We start from the raw sequence: 13,063 nt of genomic DNA on the forward strand, positions 1-13,063 counted from the left end.
CGGCATGGCGGAGCCGCAACTCGTCCAGGCCGATGCCAGCGACTACCGGGTGGCGCGCTACGCCACCGCGGCCATCGCGCTGAGCCTGGCCGAGGCGGCGATCCCGAGTCCCCTGCCTGGGGTCAAGCCGGGGCTGGCCAACATCGTCGTGCTGATCGTGCTGATGCGCCACGGCTGGCGCGAGGCAGCCTGGGTGGCGATCCTGCGCGTACTGGCTGCGAACCTGCTGCTGGGCCAGTTGTTCGCCCCCGGCTTCTTCCTGAGTCTGGCCGGCAGCCTCGCCAGTCTGGCCGCGCTGGGCCTCAGCACCCACCTGCCACGGCGTGCCTTCGGGCCGGTCACCCACAGCCTGATCGCCGCCTTCGCCCATATCTTCGGCCAGTTGCTGCTGGCCCGCCTATGGTTGATCCCGCACGAAGGCATCTGGGCGCTGGCTCCGGTGTTCGCCGCGGCCTCCACCGTGTTCGGCATCGCCAACGGTCTCACCGCTGCCTGGTTGTTGCGCTCGCTGGATGCCCCTCAGCCCACTACAGAGAACACACCATGACCCAAACTATCGCCGTCGCCCTCACCGGCGCCTCCGGCATGCCCTACGGCCTGCGCCTGATCGAGTGCCTGCTGGCCGCCGGCTGCACCGTCCAGGTCCTGATCTCGCAGGTGGCGCAGATCGTGGCACGGCAGGAAATGGACCTGGGCATTCCGGCACGCGCCGCCGAAGCCCAGGCCTGGCTAAGCGAACGCTTCAACGCGCGTCCGGGCCAACTGGCGGTCTACGGCCGCGAGGAATGGTTCGCCCCGCTGGCCTCCGGCTCCAATCCGCCGGACGCGATGGTGGTCTGCCCGTGCAGCATGGGCACGCTGGCCTCCATTGCAGCCGGCCTGTCGTCCAACCTCATCGAACGCGCCGCCGACGTGTGCCTCAAGGAAGGCCGCAAACTCGTGCTGGTACCGCGCGAGACGCCCTTCTCCACCCTGCACCTGGAGAACATGCTGCGCCTGTCGCGCATGGGCGTGGTGATCCTGCCGCCCTCGCCGGGCTTCTATCACCACCCGCAGACAATCGACGATCTGGTGGATTTCGTCGTCGCGCGCGTGATGGACCAGATCCGCGTCCCCCACCAGTTGATGGCGCGCTGGGGCTCGGCGGGCGAACCCACCGGCGACTGAGCCTAGCGGGGGGCTTGCTCCAGGCGCCGTGCCCGTTCCTCCGTGAGCGGGTGGGTGCGGAAGTAGTCGAAGCCTTTACCTCCCGCCTCCCCCTCCAGTCGCTGCAACAGACGCGCCAGATGCGCCGGGTCGCGGCCGTTGGCGCGCATCATGCGCGCTGCGTAATCGTCGGCCTCGTGCTCGAAATCGCGCGAGTAACGCAGGCTCAGCAAGCTGGCCACGGTGCCGGTCATGTCGGCAGCATCTCCCAGCATCAGGTTCGCCACCACCACCAGCAAGGCCCCTTGCACGGTCTGGCGCAAGGCATGCCGCGCATGCACGTGGCCCAGTTCGTGCGCCAGCACCCCGAGGATTTCGTCGTCATCCCGGGCTTTCAGGATCAGCTCATCGGTGATCACGATGTCGCCGGAAGGCAGCGCCACAGCATTGGCGCCGAGGCGCGTGCCCTGGCGGAAATGCAGGCGATAAGCGGGACGCCGGCCATCCGGCGTGCGCCAGCTTTCAAAGCGCGCTGCCAAAGCTTCGCGTCGCGCTGCCGGCAAGGCGCTGGGCGCGGTGTAGACGCGATCGAGCAAGCTCAAGGACTCGGAGGACAGGCGCGTGACCCAGGTCTCGGGCACCCAGCGACTGAGCCACTCCACGCCCACCGGTAGCACCCAGACATAAGCCGCCCAGCACAACACCAGGGTCGCCACCGCCGACACCAGCACCGCCTGCCAGTGCGCTTCCAGTCGTTGCAGCAGACCCATGTGCGTGCCGCCGGTCTGGGCCAGCGCGTCCCATTGCGGGCCGTCGGCCACTTCGACGAAAGCCCCTTCTGGCAGCAGAATGCGTCGCTGCGAGCGACCGATGCGCTCGCTGATCTGCACCTGCGCGCAGGGCCAGCTCGCGCTCAGTGCACCGGCCAGATGCAGCATGTCTCCGTCGCAATGCACGCGCACCTCGACGGCGCGCGTACTGCGGCCGTCGAAGTAGCGCCCGGGCTGATCAGAAGCCAAGGTCGACATCCAGCAGTTCGGCCGCCTGCTCACCCAAGGCGCGCACCTGCTCCTCCTGCTCGGCCACGAAATCGTCGAGCGAGCCGGCGGCCAACAGGCCCAGGGTCGCGGCGCGATAGCGCGCCATGCGCACCTTGGCGACCGGCAGGAACAAGCCCAGCGTGCACACGATGCCCAGCGCATTGGTCAGCAGGAGCACGAACAGGCGGCGCGCCTGCAAGGCACTGACGAAGGCGTGAGGGCCGACGCGTGTGTCGTTCCACAGCGCGTTGCCAAGACGGGCACGCAGGTAGCTGCCGGCGAAAAAGTACATGCCGACATAGAAACCGAAGACCATCGTGGCCATCAGCATGGCTGCCGCGCCGCGCCCGGCCGCCGTGCTGGCACCGGACACGCCGCCCACAGCCACGACCACGATGGCGACCACGCCGAGCACCAGGAACAGAAGAAAAGCGAAGCACGCGCGGTAGTAGGCCTTCATCGAAGGGTAGGCCGCGAACTGTTGTCCGCCGAAACGCAGGTTGGAGAACAGGTAGGTCTGGAAACGGTTGAGCCACCAAGGCCCGGCCAGGCCCAGCGTGACGATCACCAGCAGGCCGTTGAGCAGATAGACGCGGGCCACGCCAGCGGCCGTCCCGGTGAAGCTCAGATGCACGCCGCGCCAGCTCGTGTTGGCGGCACGGAAACGGATGGCCTGGCAGATGATCCAGGGCGTGGCGACCAGCAGTACGACCATGCCGGCCACACCCAGCACGGGGCTCAGGCTCCCCAGCAGGTTGTACACCAGGATGGCCGCCACCACGATGATGCGCCCCTTGAGGATGGACCAGGGCTGGCCGTGGTATTCAAAGCCCGAGCCGTCGAGCAGCGTGTTGCGGTGGAAGTACTGCTCGCGCCGCACCTTGGCCCAGGCCGAGTAGATGCCCAGGGTCACGATGGTGAGCAAGAGGTTGACGATCCAGATGCGGAAGTACTCTCCGCCCTGGCCGGTGAACTCGAACGGATACTCCTGCTGTGTCGGCGCGGTGGCCATGGCAGGCGTGAAGGCAACGTCATTCATGCTTTCCCCCGGAAGTGAACTGGTTGTGATGTACAGACCGGCCCCGTCTTGCGCGGGTGATGCCGGACGCCGGGATTATGCCTACATCGACCACACCGTCAGCGGACCACACGGGCAGCAGACAGGCCGGCCGTTTGCGCCAGGGCAAAGGGGGAGAAAACAAGAGGCCGCCCCGAGCGGCCCCACGCTCAGGCCGATTCGGCGGGCGGCGCCGGCGGCACCCACAGGCACTTGCCCTTGGTCGCTTTCAGGATGTCCTGCAGCACCTTGTCATGCTCGGCCAGTTCCGTTTCGGCGGCACGCAGCACGCGCAAGGCGGGGCGCTCACTCCGCACGCCACGGGCGGCATCCACCTCCTGGCGTCGCGGTGCCTCGTCCAGGCTCATGGACAGGCTTTCCTGCCCGCGCGTCATGGCCAGGTACACCTCGGCCAGCAGTTGCGCGTCGAGCAAGGCGCCGTGCAGGGTGCGGTGCGCGTTGTCGATGCCGTAACGCTCGCACAAGGCGTCCAGCGAGGCCTTCTTGCCGGGGAACATCTCCTTGGCCATGCGCACCGTGTCGATCACGCCAGGGCAGATCTCGCTGAGGCGTGCGCGGCCCAGGCGTTCCAGCTCCATGTTCAGGAAGCCGCAATCGAAGCTCGCGTTATGGATGATCAGTTCGCCATCCGCCACGAACTCGATGAACTCGTCGACGATGCGCGAGAACAAGGGCTTGTCGGACAGGAATTCATCCGACAAGCCGTGGATGCGCTCGGAGTCACCCACCTCGCGCTCCGGGTTCAGATACACGTGATAGGTGCGCCCGGTCAGCTTGCGATTGGCCAGCTCGACGCAGCCGATTTCCACCACCCGGTCACCCCCACGCCATTCGAGCCCGGTGGTTTCCGTGTCGAGCACGATCTGCCGCATCAGGGGTGTTTCCCGCCCGAGGTGATGGTCACCAGGGTCTTGTAGATGTTGGAGAACTCATCTGCCTGCAGCGCGGCCGAGCCGATCAGGCCGCCGTCCACGTCAGGCATGGAGAACAGGCTGTGCGCATTGCTGGCCTTCACGCTGCCGCCATAGATGATGGGCAGGCGCGCCGCGAACTCGGCGTCGCGCTGCGCCACGCGCATGCGCAGGAAGGCATGCTCCTCCTGCACGATCTCCGGCGTGGCCGCGATGCCGGTGCCGATGGCCCAGCGCGGCTCGTAGGCCAGGATGATCTTGTCATGAGCGGTGCGGATGTAGCCGAAAGCGGCGTCGAGCTGACGCGCCAGCACCTCGTGGGTACGCCCGGCATCGCGCTCCTCCGCCGTCTCGCCCACGCAGATGACGGGAATCAGGCCGGCATCGATGGCCGCCAGCGACTTGCGCCCCATCAGGCCATCGTTCTCGTGGTAGTAGGAGCGGCGCTCCGAGTGGCCGATGATGACGAAACCGGCGCCGACTTCCTTGAGCATCAGCGGCGAGGTCTCGCCGGTATAGGCGCCCTGCAGGTGGTCAGAAGCGTTCTGCGCCCCGACCGCGATACCCGTGCCCTTGGTCAGTTCCACCAGTTGCACGATGTACGGGAAGGCAGGACACACCACCATCTCGACCTGCTTGTCCAAGGCAGGCAAGGCCGTACGGAGGCTCTCGATGAGGCTCTTGTTGGCGGCCAGGTTGCCGTGCATCTTCCAGTTACCGATAAGCCATTTGGTTCGCATCACTCAGTCCGAAGGTGGTGGGTTGAAAGGGATGGGGCGGATTTTACCGGAGCCACCCGTGACGAGCCTTACGCCAGCTCGCGCAAGGCCGACAAAGCCTGCTCGATGCGCTCGACCGGATGCACCGTGATGCCCGGGATCGGCTGTTTGGGCGCGTTGGCAGCGGGAATCAGGGCAATCTCGAAGCCCAGCTTGGCCGCCTCGCGCAAACGCTCCTGCCCGCGCGGCGCGGGCCGGATCTCGCCGGCCAGGCCGACTTCGCCAAAGCTGATGAGTTTCTTGGGCAGCGCGCGGTTGGTCAGCGAGGACACAATGGCCAGGCACACCGCCAGGTCGGCGGCCGGCTCGGCGATCTTGACGCCGCCCACCGCATTGATGAACACGTCCTGATCCGAACACATGATGCCGGAATGACGATGCAGCACCGCCAGCAGCATGGCCAGGCGGTTCTGCTCCAGGCCGACGGATAGCCGGCGCGGATTGCCGTGGGTGCTGTCGACCAGGGCCTGGATTTCGACCAGCAAGGGCCGCGTGCCCTCCTGCGTGACCATCACGCAACTGCCCGGCACCGGATGCGCATGTTGCGACAGGAACAGGGCGGACGGATTGCTGACCCCGCGCAGGCCCTTGTCGGTCATGGCGAACACGCCCAGCTCGTTGACCGCACCGAAGCGGTTCTTGAAGGCGCGCACCAGGCGGAAGCTCGAGTGCGTGTCTCCCTCGAAGTACAGCACCGTGTCGACGATGTGCTCCAGCACGCGCGGACCGGCCAGCGCACCATCCTTGGTCACGTGGCCGACCAGGATCATCGTGGTGCCGGTGGCCTTGGCATGGCGGGTGAGTTGCGCCGCGCATTCGCGCACCTGAGCGACCGAACCGGGCGCGGACTGCAAGGCCTCGGAATACATAGTCTGGATCGAGTCGATGACCGCCACGGCGGGCTTGGTGTCACGCAGCGTGGTGAGAATCTTCTCCAGTGCGATCTCGGGCAGCAGCGGCAAGTCACCGCAATCGAGCTGCAGACGGCGCGCACGCAGCGCAACCTGCTCCGCCGACTCCTCGCCACTGACGTACAGCGCAGATTGCGTGGGCGCCAACTGCGCCAGAGCCTGCAACAGCAGCGTGGACTTGCCGATGCCGGGGTCACCCCCGATCAGCACCACCATGCCCGGCACCAGGCCACCGCCCAGCACGCGGTCCAACTCCTCAATGCCAGTGGGCTGGCGCGGCGCTTCGCGCGGGTCGATCTCCGACAGCTTCTGCAGCCGGCCAGAACTGGCTGCCAGCGTCGCAAAACGGCTTCCCGCCGCCGGCTCGGCGATGGATTCAACCAGGGTGTTCCACTGTCCGCAGCCAGGGCACTGGCCTTGCCACTTGGGGCTCGTCGCCCCGCATTCCGTGCATTGGTAGATCGTCTTGGCCTTCGCCATCAGAAGGCCCCGACTTCCATCACCTGCACGCGCTGCGCCAGGGCGCAGAACAATTCATAGCTCACGGTACCGGCCGCCGTCGCCACCTCATCGGCCGGCATGCCCTGCCCCCACAGCGTGACGCTGGAACCCACGCCGGCCGCCGGGATATCGGTGAGATCGCACACCAGCATGTCCATCGACACACGGCCCAGGGTACGCGTGCGCTGGCCGTCCACCACGATGGGCGTGCCGGTCGGTGCATGGCGCGGGTAGCCGTCGGCGTAGCCGCAGGCCACGATGCCGATGCGCATCGGACGATCCGCGGTGAACAGGGCGCCATAGCCCACGCTGTCGCCGGGCTGCAGCTCCTGCACACCGATGATCTCGCTGGTCAGCGTCATGACTGGCTTGAGCCCGATCTGCGCGGCGGTCTGCAGGTCCGGCATCGGCGAGCCGCCATACAGCATGATGCCCGGTCGCACCCATTCGCCATGCGCGTCGGGGAAGCGCAACAGGGCTGCAGAGTTGGCCACGCTGATCGGCAGCCCGCTGCCGGTAGTGGCTGCACGGAAGCGCACGATCTGCGCTTCAATGCCACTGCCGTCAGCACACGCGAAATGGGTCATTGCGGTGATGCCGGCGACATTGCCGCAGGCGCGCAGGCGGGCCAGCACCTCGGCAAAGCGACGCGGCTCGAAGCCCAGTCGGTTCATGCCGGTGTTGAGCTTGAGCATCACATCCACCGGACGCGCCAGATCCTCCAGCTCCAGCATGCGCAACTGCTCCTCACAGTGCACCGCCAGCGTCAGCGCGTACTCGGCCGCCATGCGCAGGTCGTCCTCGCGGAAGTGCCCTTCCAGCATCAGGATCGGCTGGACGATACCCGCCGCGCGCAACTGGGCAGCCTCGGCCAGATCCAGCATGGCGTAGCCATCGGCCACGTCGCGCACCGCTTCGGCACAGCGCATCAGACCATGGCCATAGGCGTTGGCCTTGATCACCGCCCACGCCTTGGCGCCGGGCGCATGCTGTTTGGCCAGCAGGTAGTTGTGACGAAACGCGGAAGGGTCGATGCGGGCAAGAATCGGACGGGACATGGTGTCGCGCGCCGTCAAGGGCGCCGAATGGTGAATGGACGAGTGCGGCCCGATCAGGGATGCGGATTGTTGGCCACCAGGGGATTTTCACCCGGCGGCGTCAGGGACTGGGCGAGTTCGGACAAATGTTTCACGGCGAACTCGGCGAAGGTCGAGTGCAGGCGGGCGCGGAAACGGTCCTTGGGTACCAGCACGTTGATCGAAGAGAACAGTTGCGGACGCAGCGGAATCGCCACCAGGGAGCCCTCGCGCACCTCGCGCTTGAGCGAAGCATGGGACACGATGGCGAAGCCGACGCCGTCACGCACCAGTTGCTTGATTACCGCGAGACTGCCCAGCTCCGCCGTGCGGTTGAGCGTGTCCGGCGGCACCCCTCCAGCGCGGAAGAAGCCCTCGGCCAGTGCCCGGATCGCAGCGCCGGGGTCCCGATCGACAAAGGGATAGGCCTGCAGATCCTGGGCCTCCAGCGAACCGGCACTCGCCAAGGCATGCCCTGGCGGCACGATCGCCAGCAATTCGTCGCGGAAAGCCAGCGTGCATTCCAGGTCGGCGTTGGTCGAATCCTTCTCCACCAGGCCGACGTCGAACTCATGCTCCAGCACGCGGTTCTCGACATTCTCGGAATTGGCGACGAAGACGCGCGGAATCACCCGCGGATACTTCTGCTTGAACTTGGACAGCAGTTGCGGCAGCCAATAGGCCGCGATCGTCGGACTGAGACCGATGGTCAGCACCCCGGTCAGCTCGTCGGTGAGCTCGCTGATGCGCGTCTCCATCTCGTCCGACAGGCCCAGTATCCGCTCCGCGTACGCGAACACGATCTCGCCGGCTGGCGTGAGCGTGACCTTGCCGTGGCCGCGATCAAGCAGGCGGGTATTGAACTGCTCTTCCAGTTGCTTGATCTGGAAGGTCACCGCCGGCTGGGTCATGAACAGCGTTTCGGCTGCCCGTGTAAAGGAACCCAGCTTGGCAACGGCGTGGAACACCTGGAGTCTGCGATCTGCCATGGCCAACCTCTCACATAAATTCAGCTTATGTGCAGCATTCCACCATATTCATGCGGACACGTCACCCTGCTGCGCACCTATTTTGCTGTGCGGCATTCAACAGACGCCTCAATGGCAAACGCCCGGAGCTGGCAGGGCGATGACGCAGCTGTGGTATAAACGTCGCTCACCAATCACAAGAGCCCAGCCCCGGGCCGATTGACGAGACACTGATGGGCCTTGGCTTCTACATTGTCATGCTGGCGCAGTTCTTCTCTGCGCTGGCTGACAACGCGCTGCTGATCGCAGCGATCTACATCCTTCAGCAGATGCTGGCCCCAGCGGAACAGATTCCGCTTCTCAAATTCTTTTTCACGATTTCCTATGTAGTGCTGGCCGCCTTCGTGGGCGCCTTCGCCGACTCCATGCCCAAGTGGCGGGTCATGTTCATCAGCAATACCGTCAAGGTGGTGGGCTGCAGCCTGATGCTGTTCGACGTGCACCCCTTGATCGCCTATGCCGTGGTGGGCCTGGGGGCGGCGGCCTACTCCCCGGCCAAGTACGGCATCCTCACCGAGATGCTGCCGCACTCGAAGCTGGTCGTCGCCAACGGCTGGATCGAGGGCCTCACGGTCGGCGCGATCATCCTGGGCACCCTGCTGGGCGGCGCGCTCATCCGCCCGGAAGTCGCGTTTTTCGTGCACGCCAACCTGAGCTTCATCCCGGTCCAGCTCGCCACCACCGAGCACATCGCGATGTTCCTGGTCATGCTGCTCTACGCGTTGGCGGCCTTCTTCAACATGTATGTGCCGGACACCGGCGTCGACCACAAGCCGCTGAAAAACAACCCGATCTACCTCGTCCACGAGTTCACCCACTGCGTGAGCCTGCTGTGGCGCGACCGCCTGGGGCAGATCTCGCTGGCCGTGACCACGCTATTCTGGGGCGCCGGCGCGACCCTGCAGTTCATCGTGCTGGACTGGGCCAAACACAACCTGGACATGGAGCTATCCGACGCTACGCGTTTGCAGGGCGTGGTGGCCGTCGGCGTGGCGGTCGGTTCGGTGCTGGCGGCCCGCCTGATCACCCTGCCGCGCTCACCCTCGGTGATTCCCCTGGGGATCGCAATGGGGGTGGTGATCAACGTGATGATCTTCGTCCACGACGTGCACCTGGCCATGGTGTTGATGGTGCTGGTCGGAGCCCTGGCGGGCTTCTTCGTCGTCCCGATGAATGCCTTGTTGCAGCATCGCGGACATGTGCTGATGGGTGCCGGTCACTCGATCGCGGTGCAGAACTTCAACGAGAACCTGAGCATCCTCATGATGACCGGGCTCTACGCCTACCTGATCAGCAGCGGCCTGTCGGTGAACATGGTGATCGTGATGTTCGGGCTGTTCGTGGCCGCTACGATGTACCTCGTCAAGCTCAGGCACGACGCCAACCAGCGCGAGTTCGACTCGATCACCCAGTTGCGCCACGACAAGCTGGACTGATCAGCCCCTGAGCTTCGCCATCTCGTCCTGGGCGAAACACAGGTCTTCCCAGGCCTTGGCCTTGTCGCTCAGGTTGCGCAGCAGATAGGCCGGGTGGTAGGTCACCACGACCGGAACGCCACTTTCATGTTGGAACACGCGCTTGCGCGACGCCGAGATGCGCAGGTCGTCCTGGCGCAGCAGGGTCTGCGCGGCCGGCCGTCCCATGGCGATCAGCAGACGCGGCTTGACCAGCGCGATCTGACGCTCCAGGTAAGGCCGACAGGCCTCGATCTCATCCCGTTCCGGTGTCCGGTTGCCGGGCGGCCGACATTTCACCGCATTGGCGATGTAGACGTTCTGGCCGCGCCGCATACCCACGCTGGTCAGCATCGCATCCAGCAGGCGTCCGGCCTGGCCCACGAAGGGCTCGCCGCGCTCGTCCTCCTCCGCACCCGGCCCTTCACCCACGAACATCCATTCCGCCTGGCGGTCGCCTACGCCCAGCACCGCCTGCTTGCGGCGCTCGCACAGACGGCAGGCGCGGCAATTGGCGACGGACTCCTCCAGCCCGCCCCAGTCCAGGCTGTCGGCCTGGACCACCGTGCGGGGGGCCTCGACTGCGGCGGCAGGCGCCGGAGCCCGGTCCGACCGTGCGATACGGGCAGCCGCCTCCGGCTCGGCAGGCTGCGCAGCCGGCGACTCCAGCGCGGCCCCCGCCGACGCCTCCTCCGTCCAAGCCCGCTCCTGCTGCTCTTCGCCTGTGCGCAACCGCCACAGCGGCCGCAGCCCCATTTCCGCCAGCATGGCCTCACGGCGCGCGCTCACAACATCCGCCTCATCACGATCGCATCCTCCCGCCCCGCCGTTGCCGGATAGTAGCCCTTGCGCCGCCCGATCGCCTCGAAACCCCATTTGCGGTAGAGGCCGCGCGCCACCTGGTTCGACTCCCGCACTTCCAGGAACATCTGCTCCGCCCGCGCCAACCGGGCCTGCAGGCACAGGTGATGCAGGAACAGGGAGCCGAGGCCGCGGCCCTGCAACTCGGGCAGCACGCTGAGGTTCAGCAGGTGGGTCTCGTCGAGGATCAGCATCTGCACGGCATAGCCAGCCAGTTCGCCACCGCTGCGCATGAGCCAGCAACTGTAGCCAGCCTCCAGGGACTCCGCGAAGTTCGTGCGCGTCCAAGGAAAGGGGTAAATGCGCTGCTCGGCCGCGGCCACCCAGTCCAACACCTCGGTGCCCATGGGCTCGAACTGCACCTCGCTCACGCCCGCCCTCCTTGGCGCAGGCGCTCCTCGATGGTCAGTGCGACCCGATCACGCACATACAACGGCGAAGCCAGCGCAGGATCGATCCACGTGTGCGGCGACGCGGCGGCCAGGCGAGCCACTGCAGCAGCAGTCGGTACGGCCTGTGGATACACCACCCGCACGCTGTCCCCCAAACGCGTGTTGATCACTTCGGCGTAAGCCGTGAATGCATTGCCAACGCCTTGCCAGACCTGGCCGGCCGGTGGAATGGGGAGCGCCTGCGGCGCAAATACGCCGGGCGCCTGCAACTCATGCAACTGGCCATTTACGCGGGAAAACATCGCCACATAGACTTCGTTCATGCGCGCATCCATCGCGGTGTAGAGCAGTCCCTCTGCGCAAGGCTCGGCCAGCGCGGCCAGACTGCCCACCGGCGCCACTGGCCGATCAACCCCCAGTGCCAAGCCCTGCGCCACGCCACAGGCGAGACGCACGCCAGTGAAAGCACCCGGCCCGTTGCCAAAGGCGATGGCGTCCAGCGAGGCCAGGCGCACCTGGGTCTCAGCCAACAATTGATGCAGGCTCGGCAACAGGCTGCCCGAGTGTTGCGCACCGCTGCCCTGGAGTTGGCGCTCAACCAGCACTCCATCCAGCAACAACGCCAGCGAGGCACGCTCGCAGGAGGTTTCGATCGCCAGCAAACGCATGAGAATCAGCCCAGGCCGCGTGCCAGGTCGGCCTGGATGTCGGCGACCGACTCCAGCCCGACCGCAATGCGCAGCAGGCTGTCGCGGATGCCGGCAGCATCGCGCGCCTCCTGCGTGATGCGACCATGGGTCGTGGTAGCCGGATGGGTGATGGTGGTCTTGGTATCGCCCAGGTTGGCGGTAATCGACAGCAGGCGCGTGTTGTCGACGACGCGCCAGGCTTCCTCGCGCCCGCCCTTGAGCTCGAAAGCCACGATGGCCCCGCCCGAGCTCTGCTGGCGTTTGGCCAGTTCGTGCTGTGGGTGCGAGGGCAAGCCGGGATAGAACACCTGCGCCACCGCCGGGTGTTTCTCCAGCCATTGAGCCAAGGCCAGCGCATTGGCCGATTGCGCGTCCATGCGCAGCTTCAGCGTCTCCAGCCCCTTCAGGATGATCCAGGCGTTAAATGGGGAAATGCAGGGCCCCGCACTGCGCAGGAACTTGATGACCTCATCCATCAGGGCCTTGCTGCCCAACACCGCGCCGCCCAGCACACGCCCCTGGCCGTCCAGGTACTTGGTGGCCGAGTGAATGACGAGGTCGGCGCCCAGTTTCAATGGCAACTGAAGGGCCGGCGTGCAAAAGCAGTTGTCGACCGCCAGCAGTGCACCGCAGCCATGCGCGATCTCGGCCACGGCAACAATGTCGACGAGTTGCGTCAACGGGTTTGACGGGGTCTCGATGAAGAACAGCTTCGTATTGGGCTGGATCGCCGCGCGGTAGGCGTCCAGATCGGTCGCCGGCACGAAGCTCGTTTCGATGCCGAACTTACTGAGAATGCCGCCGAACAGGGTCTGCGTCGATCCGAACAGACCACGCGAGGCAATCACATGGTCGCCCGCCTTGAGCAAGGCCATGGCCATGCAGAGGATCGCGGCCATCCCGGACGAGGTGGCCACGCAGGCCTCGGCACCTTCCAGCGCGGCGAGGCGGTCCTGCATCATGGTCACGGTGGGATTGGTGAAGCGGGCGTAGATGTTGCCCTCTTCCTCGCCGCAGAAGCGGCGCGCGGCCTCGGCCGCATTCTTGAACACGAAGCTGGAGGTCAGGTACAGCGCTTCGCTGTGCTCACCGAACTGGCTGCGCTCGATGCCGGCGCGCACCGCCAGCGTGTCGATGTCGTAGTGCTCAAAACGCTCATCCATCACATACCCCGCAAAAGCAGAAAACCCGCTCAGC

At 66.0% G+C, this 13,063-nt stretch carries 14 protein-coding genes; 3 read left to right on the plus strand and 11 right to left on the minus strand.

Annotation, left to right across the window (positions count from 1 at the left end):
- Positions 1 to 4: 4 nt before the first annotated feature.
- Both NMB43_RS11430 and NMB43_RS11435 read left to right on the plus strand, forming a co-directional pair.
- Positions 5 to 547, plus strand: a complete 543-nt coding sequence (locus tag NMB43_RS11430) for a Gx transporter family protein (protein WP_494348288.1) — start codon at positions 5 to 7, stop codon at positions 545 to 547.
- Positions 544 to 1,167, plus strand: coding sequence for a flavin prenyltransferase UbiX (locus NMB43_RS11435; protein ID WP_494348289.1), 624 nt, complete (start codon positions 544 to 546; stop codon positions 1,165 to 1,167). Before NMB43_RS11430 ends, NMB43_RS11435 begins: the two co-directional genes overlap by 4 nt.
- A 2-nt stretch (positions 1,168 to 1,169) precedes the next feature.
- Here NMB43_RS11435 and NMB43_RS11440 read toward each other — a convergent pair whose 3' ends face one another.
- From NMB43_RS11440 to NMB43_RS11470, 7 genes are all read right to left on the minus strand, one after another.
- Positions 1,170 to 2,165, minus strand: a complete 996-nt coding sequence (locus NMB43_RS11440) for a M48 family metallopeptidase (RefSeq protein WP_494348290.1) — start codon at positions 2,163 to 2,165, stop codon at positions 1,170 to 1,172.
- Positions 2,155 to 3,225 (minus strand): YjgN family protein, encoded by a 1,071-nt coding sequence (locus NMB43_RS11445; RefSeq protein WP_494348291.1) that lies wholly within the window; start codon positions 3,223 to 3,225, stop codon positions 2,155 to 2,157. The genes NMB43_RS11440 and NMB43_RS11445 overlap by 11 nt, the downstream gene beginning before the upstream one ends.
- A 188-nt stretch (positions 3,226 to 3,413) precedes the next feature.
- Positions 3,414 to 4,136 carry a DNA polymerase III subunit epsilon gene (gene dnaQ / locus NMB43_RS11450; RefSeq protein WP_494348292.1) on the minus strand — a complete coding sequence of 241 codons (723 nt, stop codon included), beginning with the start codon at positions 4,134 to 4,136 and terminating at the stop codon, positions 3,414 to 3,416.
- Positions 4,136 to 4,915, minus strand: coding sequence for a triose-phosphate isomerase (tpiA, locus tag NMB43_RS11455; protein WP_494348293.1), 780 nt, complete (start codon positions 4,913 to 4,915; stop codon positions 4,136 to 4,138). The genes dnaQ and tpiA overlap by 1 nt, the downstream gene beginning before the upstream one ends.
- Before the next feature lie 68 nt (positions 4,916 to 4,983).
- The gene (radA, locus tag NMB43_RS11460; RefSeq protein WP_494348294.1) at positions 4,984 to 6,345 is read right to left on the minus strand and encodes a DNA repair protein RadA; all 1,362 of its coding nucleotides are present in this window, start codon (positions 6,343 to 6,345) and stop codon (positions 4,984 to 4,986) included.
- The gene (gene alr, locus NMB43_RS11465) at positions 6,345 to 7,424 is read right to left on the minus strand and encodes an alanine racemase (RefSeq protein ID WP_494348295.1); all 1,080 of its coding nucleotides are present in this window, start codon (positions 7,422 to 7,424) and stop codon (positions 6,345 to 6,347) included. The genes radA and alr overlap by 1 nt, the downstream gene beginning before the upstream one ends.
- 53 nt (positions 7,425 to 7,477) lie before the next feature.
- A complete protein-coding gene (locus NMB43_RS11470) occupies positions 7,478 to 8,431 on the minus strand; it encodes a LysR substrate-binding domain-containing protein (RefSeq protein WP_494348296.1) in 954 nt (317 codons plus the stop codon).
- Between the two features lie 212 nt (positions 8,432 to 8,643).
- On the opposite strand from NMB43_RS11470, the gene lplT reads away from it, so the two are divergent.
- Entirely contained in the window at positions 8,644 to 9,906 is a 1,263-nt protein-coding gene (gene lplT, locus NMB43_RS11475; RefSeq protein ID WP_494348297.1) for a lysophospholipid transporter LplT, read from the plus strand.
- Here the strand turns inward: lplT and NMB43_RS11480 are convergent, their stop codons facing one another.
- The 4 genes from NMB43_RS11480 to NMB43_RS11495 are packed head-to-tail and all read right to left on the minus strand — an operon-like array spanning position 9,907 to position 13,029.
- A complete protein-coding gene (locus NMB43_RS11480) occupies positions 9,907 to 10,713 on the minus strand; it encodes a uracil-DNA glycosylase (RefSeq protein WP_494348298.1) in 807 nt (268 codons plus the stop codon).
- A complete protein-coding gene (gene rimI, locus NMB43_RS11485; protein WP_494348299.1) occupies positions 10,710 to 11,156 on the minus strand; it encodes a ribosomal protein S18-alanine N-acetyltransferase in 447 nt (148 codons plus the stop codon). The genes NMB43_RS11480 and rimI overlap by 4 nt, the downstream gene beginning before the upstream one ends.
- Positions 11,153 to 11,845, minus strand: coding sequence for a tRNA (adenosine(37)-N6)-threonylcarbamoyltransferase complex dimerization subunit type 1 TsaB (tsaB, locus tag NMB43_RS11490; protein ID WP_494348300.1), 693 nt, complete (start codon positions 11,843 to 11,845; stop codon positions 11,153 to 11,155). The genes rimI and tsaB overlap by 4 nt, the downstream gene beginning before the upstream one ends.
- Before the next feature lie 5 nt (positions 11,846 to 11,850).
- Positions 11,851 to 13,029, minus strand: coding sequence for an O-succinylhomoserine sulfhydrylase (locus NMB43_RS11495; RefSeq protein WP_494348301.1), 1,179 nt, complete (start codon positions 13,027 to 13,029; stop codon positions 11,851 to 11,853).
- Between the last annotated feature and the right edge of the window lie 34 nt (positions 13,030 to 13,063).

This window comes from Uliginosibacterium sangjuense (genome assembly GCF_059132465.1).

Coding starts and splice junctions, on each gene's coding strand:
- NMB43_RS11430 (WP_494348288.1), top strand. CDS start 5: ATGGCGGAGCCGCAACTCGTCCAGGCCGATGCCAGCGACTACCGGGTG.
- NMB43_RS11435 (WP_494348289.1), top strand. CDS start 544: ATGACCCAAACTATCGCCGTCGCCCTCACCGGCGCCTCCGGCATGCCC.
- NMB43_RS11445 (WP_494348291.1), bottom strand. CDS start 3,225: ATGAATGACGTTGCCTTCACGCCTGCCATGGCCACCGCGCCGACACAG.
- dnaQ (WP_494348292.1), bottom strand. CDS start 4,136: ATGCGGCAGATCGTGCTCGACACGGAAACCACCGGGCTCGAATGGCGT.
- tpiA (WP_494348293.1), bottom strand. CDS start 4,915: ATGCGAACCAAATGGCTTATCGGTAACTGGAAGATGCACGGCAACCTG.
- radA (WP_494348294.1), bottom strand. CDS start 6,345: ATGGCGAAGGCCAAGACGATCTACCAATGCACGGAATGCGGGGCGACG.
- alr (WP_494348295.1), bottom strand. CDS start 7,424: ATGTCCCGTCCGATTCTTGCCCGCATCGACCCTTCCGCGTTTCGTCAC.
- NMB43_RS11470 (WP_494348296.1), bottom strand. CDS start 8,431: ATGGCAGATCGCAGACTCCAGGTGTTCCACGCCGTTGCCAAGCTGGGT.
- lplT (WP_494348297.1), top strand. CDS start 8,644: ATGGGCCTTGGCTTCTACATTGTCATGCTGGCGCAGTTCTTCTCTGCG.
- tsaB (WP_494348300.1), bottom strand. CDS start 11,845: ATGCGTTTGCTGGCGATCGAAACCTCCTGCGAGCGTGCCTCGCTGGCG.
- NMB43_RS11495 (WP_494348301.1), bottom strand. CDS start 13,029: ATGGATGAGCGTTTTGAGCACTACGACATCGACACGCTGGCGGTGCGC.